Source organism: Bacteroides sp. PHL 2737 (assembly GCF_004115325.2).
Classification (GTDB): Bacteria; Bacteroidota; Bacteroidia; order Bacteroidales; family Bacteroidaceae; genus Bacteroides; species Bacteroides hominis.
Map to the genome: position 1 here is coordinate 665,635 of NZ_CP040630.1, position 22,279 is coordinate 687,913.

20 protein-coding genes and 1 pseudogene are annotated in these 22,279 nt (G+C 38.7%); 2 read left to right on the top strand and 19 right to left on the bottom strand.

What is annotated here, in order from left to right; all coding sequences use genetic code 11:
• Nucleotides 1-20 precede the first annotated feature (20 nt).
• Complete coding sequence (locus DBK98_RS02875) at nt 21-827, bottom strand: inositol monophosphatase family protein (RefSeq protein ID WP_005811660.1); 807 nt, start codon at nt 825-827, stop codon at nt 21-23.
• Between the two features lie 102 nt (nt 828-929).
• Between DBK98_RS02875 and DBK98_RS02880 the strand changes: the two genes are divergently transcribed.
• Nucleotides 930-1,655, top strand: a complete 726-nt coding sequence (locus DBK98_RS02880) for a hypothetical protein (RefSeq protein WP_005811662.1) — start codon at nt 930-932, stop codon at nt 1,653-1,655.
• Between the two features lie 77 nt (nt 1,656-1,732).
• Here the strand turns inward: DBK98_RS02880 and DBK98_RS02885 are convergent, their stop codons facing one another.
• The 13 genes from DBK98_RS02885 to DBK98_RS02940 all read right to left on the bottom strand — a co-directional run bounded on the left by DBK98_RS02885 (nt 1,733) and on the right by DBK98_RS02940 (nt 15,325).
• Complete coding sequence (locus DBK98_RS02885; protein ID WP_005811664.1) at nt 1,733-3,223, bottom strand: putative Ig domain-containing protein; 1,491 nt, start codon at nt 3,221-3,223, stop codon at nt 1,733-1,735.
• Nucleotides 3,224-3,249: 26 nt separating this feature from the next.
• Entirely contained in the window at nt 3,250-4,380 is a 1,131-nt protein-coding gene (locus DBK98_RS02890; protein WP_005811666.1) for a 6-bladed beta-propeller, read from the bottom strand.
• Between the two features lie 8 nt (nt 4,381-4,388).
• Nucleotides 4,389-5,582 (bottom strand): 6-bladed beta-propeller, encoded by a 1,194-nt coding sequence (locus DBK98_RS02895; RefSeq protein WP_005811668.1) that lies wholly within the window; start codon nt 5,580-5,582, stop codon nt 4,389-4,391.
• A gap of 140 nt (nt 5,583-5,722) precedes the next feature.
• Nucleotides 5,723-6,484 carry a galactosyltransferase-related protein gene (locus tag DBK98_RS02900; RefSeq protein ID WP_005811670.1) on the bottom strand — a complete coding sequence of 254 codons (762 nt, stop codon included), beginning with the start codon at nt 6,482-6,484 and terminating at the stop codon, nt 5,723-5,725.
• A complete protein-coding gene (locus DBK98_RS02905; RefSeq protein WP_005811673.1) occupies nt 6,475-7,077 on the bottom strand; it encodes a hypothetical protein in 603 nt (200 codons plus the stop codon). The genes DBK98_RS02900 and DBK98_RS02905 overlap by 10 nt, the downstream gene beginning before the upstream one ends.
• Nucleotides 7,078-7,108: 31 nt before the next feature.
• On the bottom strand, nt 7,109-7,735 hold the full coding sequence (locus DBK98_RS02910) for a phosphorylcholine transferase LicD (protein WP_005811675.1): 627 nt from the start codon (nt 7,733-7,735) through the stop codon (nt 7,109-7,111).
• Nucleotides 7,732-9,537 (bottom strand): aminotransferase class I/II-fold pyridoxal phosphate-dependent enzyme, encoded by a 1,806-nt coding sequence (locus DBK98_RS02915; protein WP_005811678.1) that lies wholly within the window; start codon nt 9,535-9,537, stop codon nt 7,732-7,734. The genes DBK98_RS02910 and DBK98_RS02915 overlap by 4 nt, the downstream gene beginning before the upstream one ends.
• Before the next feature lie 113 nt (nt 9,538-9,650).
• Nucleotides 9,651-10,898 carry a TIGR04150 pseudo-rSAM protein gene (locus tag DBK98_RS02920; RefSeq protein ID WP_005811682.1) on the bottom strand — a complete coding sequence of 416 codons (1,248 nt, stop codon included), beginning with the start codon at nt 10,896-10,898 and terminating at the stop codon, nt 9,651-9,653.
• Nucleotides 10,898-12,124, bottom strand: a complete 1,227-nt coding sequence (locus tag DBK98_RS02925; protein ID WP_234072687.1) for a radical SAM peptide maturase — start codon at nt 12,122-12,124, stop codon at nt 10,898-10,900. Before DBK98_RS02925 ends, DBK98_RS02920 begins: the two co-directional genes overlap by 1 nt.
• Before the next feature lie 13 nt (nt 12,125-12,137).
• Nucleotides 12,138-12,383 (bottom strand): hypothetical protein, encoded by a 246-nt coding sequence (locus DBK98_RS23105; RefSeq protein ID WP_032536949.1) that lies wholly within the window; start codon nt 12,381-12,383, stop codon nt 12,138-12,140.
• A 6-nt stretch (nt 12,384-12,389) separates the two neighbouring features.
• Nucleotides 12,390-13,670 carry a 6-bladed beta-propeller gene (locus DBK98_RS02930; protein ID WP_032536948.1) on the bottom strand — a complete coding sequence of 427 codons (1,281 nt, stop codon included), beginning with the start codon at nt 13,668-13,670 and terminating at the stop codon, nt 12,390-12,392.
• 131 nt (nt 13,671-13,801) lie between these two features.
• Nucleotides 13,802-14,044, bottom strand: coding sequence for a TIGR04149 family rSAM-modified RiPP (locus DBK98_RS02935; RefSeq protein WP_005811687.1), 243 nt, complete (start codon nt 14,042-14,044; stop codon nt 13,802-13,804).
• Between the two features lie 48 nt (nt 14,045-14,092).
• Nucleotides 14,093-15,325 (bottom strand): TIGR04157 family glycosyltransferase, encoded by a 1,233-nt coding sequence (locus tag DBK98_RS02940; RefSeq protein ID WP_025814616.1) that lies wholly within the window; start codon nt 15,323-15,325, stop codon nt 14,093-14,095.
• Nucleotides 15,326-15,558: 233 nt separating this feature from the next.
• Between DBK98_RS02940 and DBK98_RS02945 the strand changes: the two genes are divergently transcribed.
• On the top strand, nt 15,559-16,908 hold the full coding sequence (locus DBK98_RS02945; protein WP_032536947.1) for a glycosyltransferase family 8 protein: 1,350 nt from the start codon (nt 15,559-15,561) through the stop codon (nt 16,906-16,908).
• 60 nt (nt 16,909-16,968) lie between these two features.
• Here DBK98_RS02945 and DBK98_RS02950 read toward each other — a convergent pair whose 3' ends face one another.
• From DBK98_RS02950 to DBK98_RS02965, 5 genes and pseudogenes are all read right to left on the bottom strand, one after another.
• The gene (locus tag DBK98_RS02950; RefSeq protein ID WP_032536946.1) at nt 16,969-18,084 is read right to left on the bottom strand and encodes a 6-bladed beta-propeller; all 1,116 of its coding nucleotides are present in this window, start codon (nt 18,082-18,084) and stop codon (nt 16,969-16,971) included.
• Nucleotides 18,085-18,105: 21 nt separating this feature from the next.
• The gene (locus DBK98_RS02955; protein ID WP_008661573.1) at nt 18,106-19,323 is read right to left on the bottom strand and encodes a hypothetical protein; all 1,218 of its coding nucleotides are present in this window, start codon (nt 19,321-19,323) and stop codon (nt 18,106-18,108) included.
• Nucleotides 19,324-19,380: 57 nt separating this feature from the next.
• The gene (locus DBK98_RS02960) at nt 19,381-20,631 is read right to left on the bottom strand and encodes a 6-bladed beta-propeller (RefSeq protein ID WP_032536945.1); all 1,251 of its coding nucleotides are present in this window, start codon (nt 20,629-20,631) and stop codon (nt 19,381-19,383) included.
• Nucleotides 20,610-20,789, bottom strand: a pseudogene (locus tag DBK98_RS23540) (hypothetical protein); the annotation flags it as partial. The pseudogene DBK98_RS23540 and the gene DBK98_RS02960, both read right to left, overlap by 22 nt.
• Before the next feature lie 25 nt (nt 20,790-20,814).
• On the bottom strand, nt 20,815-22,122 hold the full coding sequence (locus DBK98_RS02965) for a 6-bladed beta-propeller (RefSeq protein ID WP_032536943.1): 1,308 nt from the start codon (nt 22,120-22,122) through the stop codon (nt 20,815-20,817).
• Nucleotides 22,123-22,279: the final 157 nt, after the last annotated feature.

The window sequence follows — 22,279 nt, forward strand, 5'->3', positions numbered from 1 at the left end:
TATTTGATCAATGTCCGAAACTACATATCCAACGGAGGAACCTCTTTCAGCAATTGCTGAAAGACAGGATGCAAAGGACCGTTAGTAGCAATTATATGATGCCCTTCTATGAAATGTTCACTTCCATAAAAGTCAGTTACTTTTCCACCTGCTTCCAATACAATCAACGCCGCAGCCGAATAATCCCATTTCCCGATAAATGCTTCTGCCCAGGCATCAAAACGTCCGGCAGCCACATAACAAAGAGCCGATGCGGCCGAACCATTCATCCGAATGCCCCCTACCACCCCATACAATTGCTTCAGCAGATATTCTGCCGTCCGTTTATACTGTTGATGATTATAGGGAAGTTCGGTTATTACAAACGCCTCTTCAATGTTCCCCACTTTCGAGACATGCAACTCTTCTCCGTTCATCCAAGCCTTTCCACCCTTCCAGGCATAAAAACACTCATCCCTGCAAACTTCGTATACTACACCTAAAAGTAGCTCCGTACGACTCCGGAGGGCAATACTGACACAATATGGAGCATTGTCATGAATATAATTAGTTGTTCCGTCCAGCGGATCAATTACCCAGCAATATGCCTCATCTTTATAAACACCAGAACCTTCCTCGGCAATAAACCCGGCCTCGGACAACAGAGCAGACAGTTGCCCCACTAACAGCCTCTCAGATTCCTTATCGACATATGATACATAATCATGCGCATGCTTCTCTACTACGCTTTCCCGGCTAAAGCTCTGCCGTTCTTTTCTCAGAAAATTCCCCGCTTCGGTTGCTATCCGGCGCACCTCAGTAGTAAGTTGTTGAAGTTCCAGTTCCATATTCGACTTTTAACGTATTTCGGCAAAGATAAATGATTCTTTTGAAAAAACATTGCAGCATTCAGCATATCTCTGCGTCTAAAAAACATAAAAAACTTAACTATGCAGAAATTCAGATTGACAATACTATTGATTATTTGTAGTAACGGACTTGCTTACGCACAAACGTTCAATGAAACGCCTATACTCCCCTTTATGCCACAAAAAGAAATGAAGTTCCCCAAAATCTCCGGACTTCCCGACATAAAGAGTACTCTGCCAGAAACGAATCCGGTTTTCAGCAACAGCTTGCCATTAGCCGAACAATATGAACTAAGAAAAAGATTCTCCTATCTGGATCCTGTCTTCACCAGTTATTTCAATCAAAAGCAACACCGGCTGCTCAATTCCCATTATTTCGGATATGAATTATACGGCTCCAGTTATTCACTCCGGGGAGTAGGAACTCAAAATATGGCAGGTGGCAGATTAGTATATCACCTCAACAAACAACTGACTATTCGGATAGGCGGTAATGCTTATCAATACCGTTCCAACGGGCGCATGTTCAATGACTTCACACTGAATGCGGACCTTACCTACCGCCTCAATAATTGGCTGACCGCTTATGTTTACGGACAATACCGGCTAAACTGCACTCCCAACTCCGGCGTACAAGGTTTCCCATTATCTCCACAATCTCATTACGGCGCTTTGTTCCGTATAAACCTTCTGGAAAAGAAAGAGTATGGCATCGACCTTAATCTCGGCACCGACAGAAGCTACAATGCTGCCACCCGACAATGGGAAAATACTTACAGAGTAGGCCCTGCCATACGGTTAAAATAATCGATCCAATATAGACCTGGCTATGAAGAGAGGGCTGTCCGGTACCGCCAATTTTACCGGATAGCCCATTTTATTACCTATCTGCATATAAACACCTTACATTCACCAGGACCAAGCTTTACTATCCATCCGGTAGAAGTATCAGGAACAATTCCACCTTCCATGACATTATAAACCTTGTCCAACGACAATCCTTCCACCGTCTTTTCATTCAGCTCCACATCCACCGGACCGGATATCCGGTTCAGGCAGGCTATCGCTTTACTTCCGTCACTCAACGGCTTTACCCAGATATCATAATGATCGGCACGAATGGCACGTTCCGCCTGAATACCCAACGGATCCTGGTTGATAGCAATCAAATCTTTATTCAGAAGAATCTGCAGCGTACTGTCATTCATCTGCCGTACATCATTGCCACAGAGTAGCGGAGAAGCCATCATGCACCACAAAGCAAAATGTGACTGATACTGCTCGTTCGTACAACCTCCCGATTCATAACCGATGCTCTTACTCTTTCCGTCAATCCCCACAACAAGCATATCCGGATCATTCCATCCGGCAGGCCCCGCATATTCATTAAGCGGAGCATTTATCTCTAAAATATTCAGAACTCCACGAAGGCCGCCTTTCTGATCTGTAGACCGATTCCATAAATCACCGATATCACCGGATACACGCCAAAGATGTCCGCCCACTTTCTTTGCCCATTTCCAGGGTTCACGCTGTCCCCATTCACAAACAGAGAATACCATAGAACGTCCGGTCGCCCGGAGTGCCTTCCCCATCTTTTCATATCTTTCCATCGCCTCTACCCGTCCGGCAGGCGCATTGCAGTAGTCATATTTCAAAAGATCGACACCCCAGGAAGCAAAATCCCGTGCATCCGTTTCTTCATACCCGTAACTGCCACAAACCCCACCACAGGTTTTGTCCGCGGCATCCGAATAAATTCCAAGCTTGAATCCCCGTTCATGCAAATAGTCAGCTACATATCTGATGCCCCTTGGAAACTTTGTTTTATCAACCTGGATATGTCCGTCTGCCCCTCTTTCAGGCAATTGCCAAAAGTCATCAATGTTTATATAGGCATATCCCAAGTCACGCATTCCATTCTCTACCATTGCATCCGCAGTTTGCAACACCAATTCCTCCGTCAGATGACGTCCGAATGTATTCCAGCTGTTCCATCCCATTGGGGGAGTCAACAGTAACTCATCACCTATCTTAATCAATAACTCCCGTGTATCAGATCCGAGAGCATTTTCTGCTTTCAGCACCACTTTATATGTTCCTTTCTCAGCTACTTCCCCTTTGATAATCCCTGTTTTTTTATCCAGCTTCAATCCTTCGGGAAGATTTTCAGCATGCCACTTTATCGGTCGTTCTCCGGAGGTGGGAATATAAAACAAAAAAGGGGTAGCAGGATAGTTTCCCACCACATAAGGGGGATTAATACACGGTTTCCCCTCAAAAATAGCGGTTCGCACTTCGCTCGCCTGTACTGTCGGACTCGCCAGCATCACACATAAGCAATATAAAAAAGAAACATAACTTGTAATTTTCATACGTTTAAAAAGAATTTATATAGATTTTATTTTAATGTTACAACAATCATTACCGGATTATCCTCTTCATCCAATCGGTTTATCAATTCATCCAGTTCTTTTTTTCTTTCCGGCAGTAAAGCTTTCGAATAGCGTTTACCTTTACTCAGATAACCTACCATCCGGGCATTTGCCAACTGATTTCCCAACCCTGTTCCGGGAGGAGTAAAATCAAATCCTGCCGCCAAATCATCTTTTATAATCACATTTGAAAAACTCTTCTTCTGTTTATCATACAATCCCACAAAACTTTCATTCTTCAGAACATAAAGCACAAAGAAATAACGGTCTGACTCAAAAACCTGTTGTACTGCGATAGACTTAAAACGTTTTGCGGGATCTATCTCATTGGCCGAGACATCCACATCTTTACCCGAACAATCAAGCTTCCAAGCCAAAGTCTTCTTTCGATCGGCATCAATCTTGTAAACCAGATTCTCCAGTGCCGGTTTAAAATAAACACTGCCACCATGAAGATACATTACGTCACGGGTGGACAAGTTAATACCATACTTCTTGCCCGGTTCAATATACCCTTTCCAGCTTTTCAGTTTCTTACCATTCCCGTCAATAAGAAACAGTTGTTGAGGATTATCCTTCCTTATGAAATAGTTATTATCACAATATAAGATGGATTCTCCGCTACTTACAGCTCCGGTACCCATATTCAAATGAGGAGCCGGTATACGACGGATAAATTTGCCATTGAAGTCATAACAGATTAAATCCTGAAAATCCTGAACATACAGCTTTTGGTTATCAGGATCAGTAAAAAACAACAATCCTACCGCATATTCTTCAGGCCCTTGTCCATGCTGACCTATCTTATTCATAAACTTACCATTTTTATCAAATCGATAAAAACTTCTGGTCTGTGCATCACCTGCAATAATAGAATTTCCGGCATAAACAATACTGCACTCATTACCCAACAGACAATTATCAGTTGTCTCTAAAGGGAAATAACGCACATCAGATGCCAGTTCACTCAGCATTACCGTTTTAGGGCTCTGCGTAATGGCTTTCGCCAGATTCAGTGTTATGGCTGCATTTTTCTGGGCAAAAAGCGGAAATGCCAATACATGGGCCAATAAAATACAAAATGTAAACGATTTCATGGGACCTCCTATTTTTTAAATTTATAAAGAATCACTACCGGATTGGCATCATCCCCTACATTCAGCGCAGCAGGAGCCTCTTTCAGGTATCCTTTCTCCCGTAAAGAAGAAAGTATATCCGCATTGACCACCTGTGCACGTTCCCCGTCAGCCAGTGCATACTCCGGCCAAAAAGGTATTCCCCCATCTATATCATTATCAATGCCAATTATATTACTACCCGGAATACTATTGCTGCATTCCAAATAATCTTTCGGAATGCGTTGTGATTTCAATTCACCGGTCTTTTTATCAAATCGTTGTATAAACAACACATCTCCTTTATACAAGCGTAAATAAAGATAATGAGAAGATTCAAACAGATCGTAAAGCCCAATGACCTGATCCGTTTCGACTGTCTTATCTCCAAACTTATTAATATTGGCAATGTCCATATAATATTCAACCGGATTTTCTCTCTTCAGCACATAAGCCGGTTCTATTCCATTATTAGAAATCGCAGATACCGTATCATTGCAGGCAGTAAATACCAATACCCTTTCGTCCGAAGGAGAGAAACAGATTTCTTTCATAAAGCAAACATCCCGGGAAAGCCCCGATGGGAAAAGGGCCTTACACTCTTGTAACGAACCATTCGGTTGTTGTAATGCTCCTGCCCATGGCGCCTGCTGAAAAGGTTTTATAACCAATCCTTTCAATGCCCTTTTTCCATCCGGAAAAACATACATCCCGCCTGCTTGTTTCACAGTTGTATCATTTCGTAGAAAAGTTCCGTCATACGAATAAACCAAAGCATCTCCTCCATACTGAAATAAAGACAGTTCCTTATTCCTGTCATCAACCGCCAGATCACTTATCATGCCATACTCTCCCGGACCGTTTCCCTGACAGCCGATCTTGCGTATAAATTTACCTTCCCGATTGAATTGCAGCACCTCTTCAGTCTTTCCATTATACATAAACATGTAATCTGCCGTCACCTGTAGATTCATCAGATTACTTATCAGACATGAATCAGTCGTTTCCAAAGGAACGTATTCTATACTCTCCACATCTTCCTTCATGGAGATCGGAGCCTCTTCTTGCAAAGCAGAGCGGATATTGACAACCGGACATTCGGATAAAGGAGCGACAGGTTTCGGCTGGCAAGCTACCAGCCCGAACAGCCACAAGCTGTTCAACAATAATATTGTGTTTTTCATAATGATTGTCTCTTTAATATTGTTTTTAGGGAAGTGTATATACAAAGATACTTCTTCAATTTGAAAAATCACTTAAAATCAATCTATTTTTATTCCCCATTATAAATCCGACAATCAAATACCATATAAATTTAGTGTGATCAGTCCGGAAAGGTTGGTTTTTCAAGCCACCTCAACATCTCGGCTTTACTCCTTCTGCAAGTAGCTAACAATGCTTCTAAATTACGTTTATCCCGCTCCCCCATATCAAACCCCGAATTGATGCCCCTCGGATGATGAAGATGATATAACGGTCCTTTTACACGCGCAATGGGCAACTCTAATATTTCCAGGCGTTTTACTCTTTCGGCATCTTCGGGACCCCAACCATAAAACGCTTCATTCTCTCCGCCTGCCCGCAGATAGGCAACCCTGTTCACAAGAAAAGCTCCTCCCACCGAAGGTCTCATCCCTATTGAAGTAGCATCCACCTTTTCCAACACTGATACGTCCTTGCGGATTCTGTCACTCATAGCTTCATTCAGAAAGATAAAACGCCCGTCATACGGGAAACACATCACACATCCCGAATAAATCCTACCGACCGCCTCTCTCAACTGAGCCGGCGGAATAATCACATCCGTATCCCAGATGCCTACAATGGGGTACTTAGCCGATCGCAACAATATATTTAAATAACGTGTCCGGTAGAACACCGGATCATCATCTTTCACAAACCGATAGCGTACCCTCTCACACGTCTCAGACAAATAAAAACGTTGCTCCGTATCCGCCTCAAGAATATCCACAGACACCTCTGTCTGCTGTAGCAGCAAAGAAAGGATAAACCGAAGATTCTCCGCCCTCTCCGGATTATCTACCCGCAAGGGGATGACAATGCTAACCTCTCTTGTCAGATCCATACCGCCTCCCTTCCAGATGTAATCATGCCCTTCTCACAGTACTCCATCAGTTTCTCGACTTTTGCATTGAATACATCCAACCGATGCAACAGGCAAAGAATAAAAAACACCTCTTCGAAAAGTGAACTTTCCCTGACTCCGGGCAGCGAGTCTGCTATCCAGTCAATCAGGTAAATTAAATGCTCTTTCATTCGCAGCACCTTGATGTCTTCCTCACCTTTCCTCCGGGACAACCGGTAATACAGATAATAAGCGAGACCACAAATACCTTTCCCGATGCCTAAAGTTCCGATCGCCCTACTATTAATCGTGTTAAATACCCTGCAATCGATCTGCCACAGAATCTCGTCGGCATCCCCTTCCACAAAGCCCTCCTGCAACAGATACTCAATTCCGACACCTATTCCGCACAAACCGTCACCATAAGTCACCGGAAGTTCCAAAGAACAATTCTCCATCACCTCATCCAGCAACACTTCTGCTTTCTCTTCCCACTCTTCTTCAGCCGTCTGCCGATAAAGACGATAGAATCCGATGATTTTCCCCATTTCTCCCATCATCCCCGGATTTTCTATCCCTCTTACGCTTTCCATATTTTCTTTATTGACGTAATCAATCATTTTATTACACCGACCAGGCAACCACTTCCGGAATTTGCCTTTCCTCTTCCGGGGGAAACGTTCTATAATCTCCATAACAACGGGTCAGATAAGCATCGTATCCTGACGGAACCGGAAACTCCGCTCCTTCAAATCGTGCAGTATCCAGATATTCCACCTCATCCAACCGCAAATGAATACGGCTCTCACTCAAATTCCGCTCAAAACTGTTCGACAAAGCATTCTCATACTTACCATCCCAATCATAAATGAAAAGATCCAACTGTAATCCACCGAACTGCATCGGCTCGGCCGGAGTCTTTTTATCCGGAACATACCGACTGTGCCGATCTCTCAACCGCGCCTCAACCAACCAGCTCCATGGAGCCATGGCCGGTTCTGTTTCCGGAGTCTGAAAGAAAATATCCTGAGGCAGTTCCGGCACACCTTTTTCCAGAAAGAGTGCATAATCACTCCTTAACATCCCCACATCCGTATCTGTATCCCAAGGAATAAACCCCTGATGCCGGATAGCTCCCAGCAGTGTACCATAATCGAGCCAATAATCAATATCGTGCTTCTTGCAGACAGTATCGAAAGACTGCAATAAATAAAGCATCCTCCGATGTGCCTCCTTTATATCTATATTCATAATTTATATTTTAATATTCCGGCCAAATACCGGTTTTCCTCTTTACTCCTGATAGCAATACGAATATACTGCTTTCCATACATTCCCCTCTTCAAGCTACAGTCTTTTACCAGAATATCATGCTCTCTCAGCAAAACTTCCGCAAGCTCTCGGGCGCTGTACTTATGGGTCACTTCACATAAAAAGAAGTTTGCTTGTGAAGGAAATACCGCTAAATAGCCTACCTCCTGAAGTTCTTCAAAAAAGAGCGTTCTTTCCTCTCTAAAGCGGGCACATGCCTGGCGGTAGTCGATTGTGTATTTGTCCAGAATCTGTAAATAGTACTCCGCCAAAGAGTTTATATTCCAGACCGGAAGTTTCTGCTGTAATTCATCCATTAATTTATGGTCACCGGAAACAGCAATTCCCAATCGTAATCCGGGAATTCCATGTGACTTAGACAGGCTCTTTATCACCACCAAGTGATTATACTCCTTCAGTATCTTGTCATCAATCAGAGAAGTTTCTTCTCCTCCCTCCGAGAAGTCGATAAAAGACTCATCCACAATCAGCCGTATCGAACGCTCCTGAGTCCATCCCGCTAATGAAATCAAATCCTCGTAAGGAATACTATTTCCGGAAGGGTTATCCGGATTCAGCAACAGTAATGAAGCCACTCCCTTATCCTCAAAGAATGTTTTCAGGTCGCTTACGGTATAGCGATAACCTGGCCCCAACGGCAAGAAAGTCTCTATCCGGTCATCACCTACCAGATATTCTTCAAATGTAGGAAGAATCACCCCCATTCTACCGGAAAGCAACTCCATCAGCTTTCTTATCAACTCTGCCGCGCCATTCCCCACCGCGACAACCTCCGCAGGAATGCTCCAGTGCTTCGCCACCAATCGCCTGTTTACATAACTCCCCGAAGGGTATTGCCTAAGCAGTTTATCAAAATTAGCTTTCAGTTCTTCCAGCATCCTTTCTGTCGGGAAATGCGGATTCACCAGATAAGCAAAATCAAACAAAAAAGGGAAGCGCCAATACCCTCCATAACGTTTCTGGTAACCGGGCAAAAGCCCTTCTTTCTTACCAAATAGCGTTTCAGCAATATCTAAATCCTGCATGTCGTCTATCTCATACCACTTTTCACCCTCAAGCGGCAAAGCCTTCAGCCCGGCTTTATCCAACAAAGACAAAACCGCCAGTATTTGTTCGTAATATGCACTATTATCAAAACATTTGCAATAGGCTTCCAGAAAAGGTACGTACTTACCTACAGAAAACTCCTTACTAAAACGATAGATATTCACCGTCTTAAAATAAGTAGGAGTTTTTTCGTACGAAAAAGTATGTTTAGATACAAAGTCCACAATAAACTGCTTTTCATCCACAGTCACCATAGTCCCGTCCATCCAACTCTTATAACGGTCTACTACTGCTACATCTGGATACGGTTCTTCGAGCACTCTTTCAAGTATTCTCTTCTCAAAAACAATATCCGATTCTAACAATAAAGTATCATCAGACGCTAAGTGGTGCCGTGCCAGAAACAGAGAATAAATATTATTGGTATGTGCATAGTAAGGGTTTTCCAGATAATAAATAGGAATTCCGCAATATTCATTTCCCAGATACGCCCGTAGTTTGTCACCTTGAAAACCAATCACAAGCACAATCCTCGATAGTCTTGCGACTGCCAGGTTTGCCAGTAACCGATCTATGATCCGGATACCGTTCACCTCAATCATACACTTAGTGTCGTACCGGGTCAATTCTCCCAGACGCCTACCCATTCCTGCTGCCAATATAATAGCCTGCATATCTGACCCCTTATTAAGTTCCTAACTCCGGCTGACTCTTCATACAATTCCTCTTTTCCTATCTCAAACAGGAAGTACTGCCACGACATCCAACCGAGTATTATGAAGATAAGCTAGCATTTCCACGGTTTAACATGACACAAATTAGGTTTTCCAATTACTAATTCGTAATTAGAGGGTGAAGGACAAAGATATTTGTACAAACATTCTTTACAAGCAGGCAATGAATCACGAGTCCAATGCCACATCTTCCCTTGTTTCATCTCTTGAAATACCCAGTCCTTTACATAACCATCAATTGTTCCTATTGACTTTGAATTAAAATTTGGGTATACCTTTCCGTCACAATCAATGTATAATGTACCAAAAAAGTGCGTATTCACTAACTGGTGAGCAAAAATATCTTTTTTCGTTCGACACAAAGCCATCACATCCTCAAGGGTCTGGAAAACATATTTTTCAAAGAAATCCAAGTTATCAATTGTATAAAATGGATAAATATTAGCTTTCAATTTATAAACATCAATAATTCGGCTCACTTCTTGAAATTCTTCTTCAGAAGTCACTGCAAAACAGTATTCTACACGTTCATTAGGTAAAGCAACACAGGCACTTATTGCATATTCATTTACAGGATAATCAATCAAAAATTTTATAGACACAGATGGGTCATTCAATAGCTTAATTCTAATCTGCTCATAATCAACAGATTGTTTATAATAAAGATAAAAACACTTTCCAAAAGAATATTTTTTAAGTTCATTCAACAACTCATCTAAGAAAGGATATGACAGTACATTTCCACCTACAAAATTAATTAAAGTGACTGGAGTGTGTTTAAGCTGTTCTAACAAACGACATATCCCATTGTAGGAAAGCCGATTATCTTGTTTACGGCACCATACAATTTGTTTATCAACAGTTTGACAATAACGACAATTTATGGAACATTCACCGGTCAGACGCATCGTTACAACACGTAGATTATTTACAATCTTTTGTCCAAAAAGCTCCAAATTATTCATTGTTTCGACATCATTTTCCAAATTCTCATTCACACTAACTTCAGGCACAATAACTAATGGTTTCTGCCTAAACTCTTCCTGCGAATATAAGTCACCGATAAAATTTCGCCGAATTTCGGACACAAAATCCGCTACTTCAGGAACATTCAAATCATTCTCTGTTAGTTCCATACAATACAAATTCTCTTTTTTTATCAATTCCATAACAATCGTACGGACAGGATCTGTAAGATTCCATGTCAATCCTTTCCCAGACAGAGAATCGTATAGCAATACGGCTTCATGGTTTGTCCATACGAAAACATACGATTCTAAAAAAAGCCAAAATCTCTTCATCACGCAAAAATCATTGTATTAACACTATTATATAAATCTGGAGCGATCTCTAACATAGAAATCTTATCGCTTAAATATTCTTTATATTCGTTCTCATCCATAGCAACTTCACAGACAGGAAGACCACCTTTAAAATCGAATTGAAATAGACAGTGAGGGCAAAAATCCGCTTGATAGCAATGCTCACATTGCTTACTTATCGCCTCATAATAGCGATTGTACTTATCTGCAATCTCTACACAATCGACTTTCACGGCCTCTTCTATCCTCCCCAACACATGCTGAAACCCTATTCTTTCGCAAGCCAACAAATCACCACTCGGAGTCACAAAAAGCTTTTTCCAAAAAGGCAAACAAGTACCTGTGGGTATTCGTGGGTATCCCTTTCTCTCTTTTAAAAGCAACTCTATATAATGCCTATACGAATTACCTATATGATAATAAAAAAAATAGCCAGCATTTCTTATTTGAGCAGAGTTTCTTTCACGAGCTCTTAAAAGATCAGTAGACTCAACATAAGGACGATAAATCTTACGAAAATGCTCCATTTTGCCCTTTTTCACTCCCGTATAAGTAATTGTCTCTATCCCAGGAACTTTATTAAATTCGCCATAAATAAACTGATGTACCGACTCCGCATTAGAGTAACAGTTTAATACAGAATTAAAATGAACCTTACGTTTAAAATAGCCAGGATATCTCTCCCTCAATAAGTTGATATTAGCATAAACTCGATCGAATGAAGGGGTTCCTTTTTTATCTACTCGCAATTGATTATGTACGCTATTTCCATCTAAACTAATTAATAGAGAAACCTCATGCTTCACTAGAAAATCCATATAACGATCAAGTAGTATGCCATTAGTAGTCATACTAAATAAAAAAGTCGAATGATTTTTTAAATGAAGTGTTTGGACATATTCCACAATCTGTTCTATCAACCTGAAATTAATCAAAGGTTCTCCACCATAAAAGCCTAACATAATATTCCCACCTTGTGACAAATTCAAATCAGAATCCCAAAGAACTACTAAATGGTCTATCAGAACTTTAGCCTGCTCAAAATTCATGGAATCATGGCGGGGTGCAATATCTGCATGATTATATAGATCCCCATAACAACAATAAACACAATTTAAATTACATTGATGTGTAACCTGAAAAACCACATTGTCTATATTAGCTAATTGTTGTGCCACTACTTGAGCTGATATTCGCCCAGCCAAATGCTTTTTGGAGTCAATAGATCCAAATAGTCCCCCCCCCTCTCAAATGCAAATATTTTTGATAATAATGTTTCAATTCTTCTATTGTCATTGAAGGATATTTAGTTTGAATAACAGCATATAGATCACTCTCAAGATTGTCTGCTGACAACTTCATGAAATCCTTAAATACTGGATGACAATTAACTATACAAGAATTCTGCATATCATATAAATATCCATTTCCATTATTACTTTCAAAATAAACCGTTGATTCCATATTCAATTATTGTTTTAAATGAGCTATTATAAGAATCGGATTTTCTTCATCATCCAATGAATCGGCAAGTGCAATCAAACGATTGCTCACGCTCTCTCCCTTTTCCGCCTTTTTTTGAATATATTCTTTCAGTTCAAACGGCCAAACCGAAGAAACCATCGCATTATTACAAATGCCATATTGTGGAAAAAATGTCATTCCATTATCAATATCATCTATCAGACCGTCTCCTGCTATTGCTACAGTCTCACCTGTTTGCTTGTCATAAAGAGCCATATGTGACTCATTATACCCTCTCCAAGCTGAAGAAAAAGCTTTCAGATTCAACCACCATAAAAATAAATACCGCTTTCCCTCACTGACTTGATATACCCACTTTTTATTATCAATTAGCTGAGCTAGTTCACTATTTTTTGCTTTCTCTTTCATTGTTTCTACATTTCCTTTTGATGAGGAAACTATTTTAGTATACTCTTTTAAATATAATTTCTTATAATCATTTAAAAAGCACCGATTATCCGCTTTTAGACCCTTAAAATCAAGAGTCCAGCGTTTTTGGAGTCCCGTATCCGATACTGCATAAATAGCATCTGTAAAACAGTTATAAAAAAGTGTCGTATCCTGATAATCAGAAAAAGTATAAGGCATTCCCCCACCAATTCCCGGAGGATTAAGAAAGAGACTATCCGGAATAATTCTAGCACTATGTCGAATATTCAACTCTTCATCCATCCAAAATACAGAATCAGGATAATTTACTATCAAATAATTTTCCCCAGATTTTACCATAGCATATACATTTTTTAATCCAGAAGCGACTTTACCTTCTATACTTTTATCACGATATGCTATTCTAATTTCCTTCCCTGTAAATTTTCCTTTTGCATCAAACTGGATAATCTTATCTCCTTGGGTATAGAAAAGGTCGCGATCACGATCATAGAAGATACTATATCCAAAACCACTTTCCTCACCTGGCCCTTGCCCCAGCGCACCAATATTTGCTACAAACTGTCCTTTTTTATCAAATAAGCTTCCTGGATAAACAACCCAATATGGCTTCATGTAAGAAATAAGCATTTTATCTTTTACATAACTTTTTGTTGTTTCTAAAGGAACATAAGTAATACTATCAACAAAAGCTGAAAGCTTCATTGAAACAGGATACTCCATTGCATTGCCTATTCGAATAGTACGATCTATAACCTTGGTTTGCTTCTTCTTCGTATTGTCAGATGAACAAGCCAAGAATAGGAAAATGGATAATAACAAAAATGTATTTTTCATCTAATATTGCCAATTAAATTAGTATGAAGTGGAAAATATAAAAAGTCCCACTTCACACCCATTTTACCTAATAGCCAGATAAATTTCAATATCAAAAAATTCTTATCACACTATAAGCAACCTATAAGAAATCACTTATTTGGCAAAACCGTACCATTTGACTTGGTAAATTTAGCGACATCAGAAATAACATTGTAGTAAGCATCTTCCCCACTTCCACCACAAATACAAGAACACTTGCCTGAATAATAATTAGCCCATTGATTAGCTGTTCCAAATGCACATTCATTACCTCCAACCAATCGATCCATTTCTTTCTCCTCCAGACATTTTTTGTCTAGATTACCAAGTTTCAATACTGAAATTTTTTTCATAATAATAATTTTTATAAGTTAATACTATAAATTCAGCAGAGTGGCCTTTCAAATCCACTCTAGCTCTTTCATTCCCTCTTGCATGACATTCAAAGTATAGTGTTTCAAATAGACATTTCTACTTTGCTGCCGCATAGCATTCTTTTCGTCAATTGATAAAGATAAAATTCGAACCATACTGGATTTCAATTTCTCAATAAATACTTCCGGGTAAGCATCCACATCCTCTATAGATATAGCATATCCATTTAGCCCTTCCTGAATCATATCTTCTAAACCTGTAGAAGCTGTGCCAATGAGAGGTATTCCATGCATCATCATTTCTATAGCAACATAACTGCATTGTTCTTGAAGAGAAGGAAGAACACCTATATCTGATATTTGATATAACTGATATAATTTCTCCTTTCTGATTCGACCAGTAAAAGTAACATGGCTCCAAATACCCTCACACTCAGACAAATAAGCAGAATAATCCCCATCACCTACCACTAACAAATGAACATTAGGCAAACAATCTAAAAGCTTTCGAAATGCATTAATTAGATAGTACACACCTTTGATCTGATTTAGTCGTCCCACGTAAAGAATTATTTGATCTTCCACTTTAAATGACAAATTACCTTTTTGAATTTTACGCTGTTCTATATCTAAAATCCGTGCTTCGTCCACCAGACCATTATATAATAATCTTATTTTTTGTTCCACAATCCCATAAACATTTCGAAGCAAATTATAAGTATGCTCCGATAAACAGACCACTCTGTCTGCTTTCAGAAAAAAGTCCTTATTTGCAACAAATTCTTTATAGACAATTTTCTCTGTAGCATCCCTGTCAGTGGATACTTTACCCAGAAGACATTCCAAATAGCTTCCGTTTCTCCTTTTCATGGTGTACCATCCAACGTAATGTATTACAATTATAATACGACAACTAGAAATAATCTTCTTTAGGTTCAGAATGAGTTCTGAATGACTCAAATAATTTACCAGAAATATATTATCTTCTTCTTCATTCATACAAAATCTCAGCGACTCTGCTAAATCCAAACAGTAACTTTCATGTCGCATCTCTTCTTCCTCTGTTTCAGAAGGAAACCATAAATATCGAACTCCATCTGACCACCCTTCTTCTATTACATTAGTGCCAGATTCCAACTTTACAATTGTCAACGCACTACAAACATCCATTCTCCAAATATTAATAATTTGTTGAATATATGTGCCTATACCATAAAGGGATGCAGAACTACATTGATCAATTATATATAAGTGTTTCATAATATAGATTTTCAACTTCTTATTAACCGGCTACAATATTATTCTATTAGATTTGTTTGCAAGGTATGTCCACTTTACTTCATATCCAAATATTATCAGAAAAAATGTACCGAACGTAGCCTTTTTTTATACCGAACGTCATATACCTATAGAAATAATCCTTATAAACAGAAATATATCTAAAAAACTGATACCTTTGCCTCTGACAAATAATCCTTTTTAACCACACAAGCATGAAAACCACAATACCAATCTTCTTTGCAATCAATGAAGAATACATTGACCATTGCTGTACCTCTATAGTATCTATTCTTGAGAATAATAGATCTTTGAATATAAGCATACACATTCTGACAGATTGTATTTCGTTAGAAAGCAAAGAGCTCCTTCAGGAAATAGAAAATGTATTTACCTGTGTAACGATCCAATGGGAGATAATAGATTCAGAATCATTCAAGCAACTCAAGAAAAAAGAAGGATACATCACCGAACACGCTCTTTATCGTTATGCCATCGCAGATCTTTTTCCCAATCTGGATAAAGCCCTATACCTGGATGCAGATTTAGTAATCAATGGCAGCATAGAGCCATTGTGGGAACTGGATTTGGAAGGTTATTATTGTGCAGGAGTGGATGATATCTTTATAAGACGAATCAATTATAGAAAGATACTGGAACTAACAGAAAAGGATGTATACATCAATGCAGGCGTACTGCTGTTGAATCTGAAAGACCTTAGAAAAGATAAAATACAGGAAAAGCTATTGCAACACACATCAATTTATATAAACCGGGATCGATATCAGGATCAAGATGCAATTAATTGTATATGTAAAGGCAAAATAAAGCTAATTCCCAATATCTATAATTTCACTACCAGTGAAACTTTGCATACCCCTGAAATGTTATCCGACATCATCATCATTCATTATACCGGAAGTATAAAGCCATGGCATCAAGAGTACACTTGGCAAGTATTAAAAGAGCTATATTGCAAATACAATAGTTCTATGAACAAAATCAAAGATCGACTTTTATCAAGGTGGATGGAACGAACGATTGAGCTTTTTCAATTAAGCCAAAAAACGAACGATACAGAATTAGAGAAGGCAGCAGATCATTTACTAAACAAGATAATAGACCACTGCTCTCTGGCTGTTCCTATCACTTACGAGAATGGGTTATGTGGCATTGGAGCGGGAATCGAATATTTACTGCAAAAGAAACTGGTCGAAGGCAATAGTGATGAAATACTACATCAAATAGACTCCGCTGTATATTCAGTCATTGAACAAAAGTCTTTGACTGACCTCGGATTAAGAAAGGGAGTTTCGGGCTTAGCTTACTATTTCTATTTACGTCTATGTGCAAGAGAAAACTTCAACACTCCCACAGCTTTAAAAATAAAAGAATATCTCTTTCACCTGATAAATTGGATAGCAGAGTTGCTTCCGGATACAAATAATCGGCTTGTATTATGCGAAGTTTACCTGGTTCTTAGCCTGTTACACGAGCTAAACATCCCTCAAGCACCAATAGAGACATTAATGCGCAATAGCCTGTCCCAAATAACAGGCTATTAGTTCCACAGCTACTAATACTTATATAAAAATCAGAAATCTATCAGTGTCAGGCCATATTCATTATTTCAGCTTCACTACAATCAACGCAGGATTCAATTCTTCTTTTAAAGGTTGAGTTCTGACAGAAATCAAATAATTGCCATCTTGGGAAATATACTCCGGGAAAAAAGTATCACCCTCCAGATAAGGAGGAAGCTCACCTGTAGGTTCACCAAAATAATCCATCTCTTTTTTTGATAATTTTAGTTCGAAAAGATCCGCCTGATGATTTGCCTTATCATAGAATGCAGTTAAGTAATATTGCTTCTTCTGATCTATGTCTACTGTAATAGCCCCTAAGACTAATCCATTAGCAGTCATACTGAACAAAGGAACGTATGGCATGTGCAAAAACAATTCTTCGTCCGGATTTTCCAAAGAGTAGCGCAATCTATCGTTAGATCTCAGCTTTCCCCAGTCGATTATATATTCAGGAGAAAGAGAGTGCTTTACCGTATCCACAGGGAAAATAGTGTCATTAAGCAACTGCTTAAAGTACAACTTATCATGTAAAGATGAAAATTGGGCTTCACGAGGGAAAAAACAAACTCTTTTTGCCTGATAGTTTTGTTGATATGGAATAGCCCCTCTCTTTTCATCCCGTCGATAGAACACAAGACGTTCTTTTTCATCTCCTCCACTCTGAGCTTTAAAACCTATAAAGTTCTTGTCCGACATTGGATAAATGGCAGAAAACATGTCCGGAAGTGCCTGATAGGATTCAATAAACTTCCCATTTAAGGAGTAAACATTAACTTTATTATTTAAGTCTGTAATCAAAACACGATTGTTTATATAAAGCAAATTCATCAACATTGTATATTCCTCCGGACCACTCCCTTTCTGAGCTATATCACAAACAAATTTTCCGGAATGAGAAAAAAGAGAGCACTTCTTACCATATCCTATGATAAAATACTGATCGGTCATTATTAACTGGCTCACGTATGGAATCAGTAACGAATCATTCGTCTCTAATTGCACGACCTCTACACTTTCCGCAATATCATATACAGATTTCTCCACCGGATTCTCGATAGCATCGGCTAAGTCTATTACAGGATAAAGACTATTTTCTTTCTTACTACACGAGTAAAAGAGAAATGTACTTAAACAAAAAAATAAAAGTGATTTCATAATATCGGTAACTTTAAATGATTAATAATGATAATATATCAAAATGGGATTATCTCCAGGTTTGTTGCTTCTCAGTGTTTCATCACTATTTGCATTGATATACCCCGACTTTCGCAATTGCTCTATTTCGCCAGAATTAATACTCGATACATAAATCTTTTGAAGAGGAAACGAATACTGGAAACGGATTGGAATATCACCATTCAAATGGTTTATATATCCTCCGGAAATACCATTAGGAGGATAATTGACTCCCTGAAGAACCTTATTTTTTATATCATATCGCATAAAGCATAAAGTCGGACACGGATGTGGAGCTTTTGGATGATAACAACATAAATAGAGGCTGGAGTTTGTTTCTATGGCCAAAGAGTTGCCGCTGACTCCAATTCCTTGAACATGATCTATTTTATCGCGTGTATTACCACTAAACAAACGATACACCGGAAAAATAGAATCAACAGTTACCTTATACAAAGTGGTATAAGGCTGAACAATTGGGCTGCCACTTCCCCCATTATTCCAAACCAACATGCTTCCATCTGATTGATAAGTGAAACTATAATAGCTAACCTTACACAAAGCCAAAGTGTCAGACGGAACAAAATAGTTCAACTGATGTACCATTTCCCCCTTTTCTGAAAATACGGCTCCGCCAAAATAATTCTTATCAGTCAATGGCATACACCATGGTGAAAAAGCAGCCAGGAATTTTTCATTCAGTCGATGTACATATTGAGAATGATATGGCATATTATACAATTCAGCAATATTTCCTTGATAGTTACCATCATAATCATAGACTTCTGTAGTGCCCTCTGAACCGCCTTCCTGATTCAGATAAAGTAATTCCTTGAATTCATCAGCTCCAATCCATAATTTTAAAGACGAATAATCGTTGGATATAATCTTCTTTATAAGCTTTCCTTTCCTATCGTATTTAAAAACTCCCGCATCACTACCGGCCAATACGAAAATATAATCTTTAGTTACCGCCATACTGAGTATACTGGCACGAACCGGCAATTTCACAAAATTATCCAACTGGACATACGAAATGCTATCTACCAATTCCTTCACTGAGATGGGGTCCTCTCTATCTAAAACACTGGTCATCTCAACAATCGGACAATCAGATGGCACCTGAGCTAACAAATCAATCTTCTCTGAATGAAAAGAAGAGCAACCGATCAGATGCACCAATATACCCAAATACAAGGCCAATCGAACTTTATTCATACCAATTTATATTTAAAACAACAATCCAATATTCTAGATTTCGATAAACAGACAAATCTATTTTTTCAAATGAGCTATTATAAGAACCGGATTATCATCTTCTCGCACGTGCTGCATCAAGTTCACTATTTGCGGAGCCACAGTCCGTCCGGCAGACTGTTCCTCTTCTATAAATTCTTTCAACTTATAAGGCCAGATGGTAGCTAAAAGCTTTTCATTATACGCCCCCCAAGAAGGAAAGAAGGTCTTCATACCACCCAGATCATCTATAATCTGTTTCACCGCAAATGTCTCACCCGTACGTTTATTGTAAATGGCTGTTAATAGAGGAGGCTTAGGCAGTTTACGCAGCTCCCAGTATGCCATATATTCATAGACAGATAAAAAAACAAAATGCTCTGTTTCAAAAACACCGGATACTATATATTTGTGATCCAGCATTTTAATCATTTTTGCATTTTCCAAGTTGCCCGATTCCCAACATTTAAAAGCATCAGAAAATAATCCATCTTCATATAGATACTGGGTAGAAAACCGTAATTCTTCATCCAACTCCACCACCCAGCGAGGTACCAGGGAAGTGGGGGTAACAGTAAAAACTGTATCCGTATAAAAATTATAAAATAAGGTCGTATCTTTATAGTAGCTCGTATACTTCACACTCCCCATGGACGGAGCGATCCCTTTCCTGTTCCACGGCATCATACTGCGTTTGGCTACAAACTCGTAATCCGTATTTATGAAATAAACCGTATCCGGAGAATTATAAAACATCAGGTTTTCTCCTGCCGGAGCAAAGCAGACCTTATTGACCATACGCCCAACCGGCGCAGTGTCCATTGTTTTCTGGGCATACCAGCTTAGCTCTTTCCCCGTACACTTCCCCCGGTCATCATATTCTATTATTTTAGAGGCATTCCCATAGAAATGATTATTCAAATACACTATATCAGCCACATGCACATAGATATCTTCACAAGCCCCTTGACCCTGGCTCCCAATACGGAACAAGAACTGCCCATTCCAATCAAAACAATAGTTTGAGTAAAATATGTATTGGGGAGAAAAGGTCAAACGCTGATAATTACCTAACATACAATTAAGATTCGTTTCCAAAGGAATATAACTGACACTATCCACCAGCTCCGAAAGCATCATTTCTTCCCGAACATTCTTTATCGCAGTTGACAAATGAATAATATTATCCCGAACAACAGGATTAGGATCCACTGTTTTTTTGTTACTACAAGCCGTGAAACCCAATACCATAACACCCAGTATCAATATCATTCGCATAAAAAATTCCATATCCACCTATTCTTTAAATTAGCAATTACAAGAACCGGATTTTGCTCCTCATCCAGTGAATCGGTAAGCATAACCAAACGCTCACTCACAATTCCTCCCTTTTCTTTCTTCTCTTGAATATATTCCTTCAACTCAAACGGCCAAACCGAAGAAAAAAACTTTAGATTCAAAATAATAATTCTTCTATTTTAAAGTTGCAATCATCAAAATCGGATTGCTATCCTCAGTCGCACTTTCCAAAACTCGGATTAGCTCCTTTTTCTTGGATTCATCTATTACAGTAGATGATTTTATTTGATTCAAATCAACCCTATTTCCATCATTGCCAAGATATAATACATCTACCCAGTATTTACCAGAAGAGCGAAAATCTATAATAAAATCGCCGCCACATAGATCATTGCTTAGGACAAACGGACATTCCATTCGACGAAAAGGAATACTAAACCAAGGCACATCACGCTCGGTTATCTCTCCTTGTTGTTTTTGCAACCTTACATTCTTTTCTTGTTTATTGTAACAATATATATACACTTCCTCTCCTTTACTGCCTACCAAATAAATATTTTCTTTAGTAGAGTAGTATGAGTGTATCGAAAAATAATCGAAAGCTTTCCTGTCACGAAACCATAAATGTGTATATTCGTAATCTCCTTTTTCTTCGTCTACAAAAATGGCATACTGAGGCACTAATTCCTCTTTAATACTGTCATAGCTATAAATTGTATCAGTGTCAGGAAACTTAAGAGTTAGTTGATTATTATATGTATCGACGTTAGTAGAAGATTCCAGCCAATAATTAAACATATAATTCATCTGGATACGATTCTCTATAATTTGATCTTCTTTACCTATATGTACTGGGTTTTTAAATATCTTTTTTTTCTTGTAAGAACTATCAACCAAGGCAAGAGACCATAACGAATCTTTAGGTATTTCTCGGTATAAAGGTAAATTTTGAAGAATAAAAAAGTGATTATTGTATATCATAAATTGATTAAAAATAGAACCGAACATAGTTTCTACTATTGTTCTGGTAGGCTGCCTCTTGAAATTACCATCAAAATCATATACGAAAATGCCTCTTGATGCAGATACAATATAGATTTCTCTATGTTTCTCATCTATAAAAAAATCAGATAATTGAATAAATTCGCCAGGCCCTTGACCTATTTTTCCGACTTTATTCAGAAATTTCCCGGAACGGGAAAAACGGCAAATACATTTATCTTTATAATGGTGTACCCATATATCGTTCTCGGTTATTTGAAGATGATAGATTTCCCCCAATAGAGATTCATCCGTCACTTCTAACGGTACTATATCGACCTTTGAGGCAGCCTCACTCAAAAGAAGTGAAGGTACAGTCGATACATCCTCAGAAAGATTAATGACAGGTATTCCTGACTTGGATATAGGTTCTTGCTTCTTATTGGAACTGCATCCCAATAATACAAATACACCGATCAATAATAAGAACATGTGTTTCATAGCCACAATCGAATTAAGATTTATTGTTTGTGCATAAGGATCCCACTTGCCCCATATCAGAAACGAGTATCTCCCTGCATGATACTTTCACGGCTACAATATACTGCATTTTCGTAGTATATAAAACTTTTTGGTATTTTTCTTCTATATATTCTTC

What these genes read in the sequence shown, in the direction of transcription:
- DBK98_RS02875 (WP_005811660.1), bottom strand. Translation starts at nt 827, where the DNA reads ATGGAACTGGAACTTCAACAACTTACTACTGAGGTGCGCCGGATAGCA.
- DBK98_RS02880 (WP_005811662.1), top strand. Translation starts at nt 930, where the DNA reads ATGCAGAAATTCAGATTGACAATACTATTGATTATTTGTAGTAACGGA.
- DBK98_RS02885 (WP_005811664.1), bottom strand. Translation starts at nt 3,223, where the DNA reads ATGAAAATTACAAGTTATGTTTCTTTTTTATATTGCTTATGTGTGATG.
- DBK98_RS02890 (WP_005811666.1), bottom strand. Translation starts at nt 4,380, where the DNA reads ATGAAATCGTTTACATTTTGTATTTTATTGGCCCATGTATTGGCATTT.
- DBK98_RS02895 (WP_005811668.1), bottom strand. Translation starts at nt 5,582, where the DNA reads ATGAAAAACACAATATTATTGTTGAACAGCTTGTGGCTGTTCGGGCTG.
- DBK98_RS02900 (WP_005811670.1), bottom strand. Translation starts at nt 6,484, where the DNA reads ATGGATCTGACAAGAGAGGTTAGCATTGTCATCCCCTTGCGGGTAGAT.
- DBK98_RS02905 (WP_005811673.1), bottom strand. Translation starts at nt 7,077, where the DNA reads ATGGAAAGCGTAAGAGGGATAGAAAATCCGGGGATGATGGGAGAAATG.
- DBK98_RS02910 (WP_005811675.1), bottom strand. Translation starts at nt 7,735, where the DNA reads ATGAATATAGATATAAAGGAGGCACATCGGAGGATGCTTTATTTATTG.
- DBK98_RS02915 (WP_005811678.1), bottom strand. Translation starts at nt 9,537, where the DNA reads ATGCAGGCTATTATATTGGCAGCAGGAATGGGTAGGCGTCTGGGAGAA.
- DBK98_RS02920 (WP_005811682.1), bottom strand. Translation starts at nt 10,898, where the DNA reads ATGAAGAGATTTTGGCTTTTTTTAGAATCGTATGTTTTCGTATGGACA.
- DBK98_RS23105 (WP_032536949.1), bottom strand. Translation starts at nt 12,383, where the DNA reads ATGGAATCAACGGTTTATTTTGAAAGTAATAATGGAAATGGATATTTA.
- DBK98_RS02930 (WP_032536948.1), bottom strand. Translation starts at nt 13,670, where the DNA reads ATGAAAAATACATTTTTGTTATTATCCATTTTCCTATTCTTGGCTTGT.
- DBK98_RS02935 (WP_005811687.1), bottom strand. Translation starts at nt 14,044, where the DNA reads ATGAAAAAAATTTCAGTATTGAAACTTGGTAATCTAGACAAAAAATGT.
- DBK98_RS02940 (WP_025814616.1), bottom strand. Translation starts at nt 15,325, where the DNA reads ATGAAACACTTATATATAATTGATCAATGTAGTTCTGCATCCCTTTAT.
- DBK98_RS02945 (WP_032536947.1), top strand. Translation starts at nt 15,559, where the DNA reads ATGAAAACCACAATACCAATCTTCTTTGCAATCAATGAAGAATACATT.
- DBK98_RS02950 (WP_032536946.1), bottom strand. Translation starts at nt 18,084, where the DNA reads ATGAAATCACTTTTATTTTTTTGTTTAAGTACATTTCTCTTTTACTCG.
- DBK98_RS02955 (WP_008661573.1), bottom strand. Translation starts at nt 19,323, where the DNA reads ATGAATAAAGTTCGATTGGCCTTGTATTTGGGTATATTGGTGCATCTG.
- DBK98_RS02960 (WP_032536945.1), bottom strand. Translation starts at nt 20,631, where the DNA reads ATGGAATTTTTTATGCGAATGATATTGATACTGGGTGTTATGGTATTG.
- DBK98_RS02965 (WP_032536943.1), bottom strand. Translation starts at nt 22,122, where the DNA reads ATGAAACACATGTTCTTATTATTGATCGGTGTATTTGTATTATTGGGA.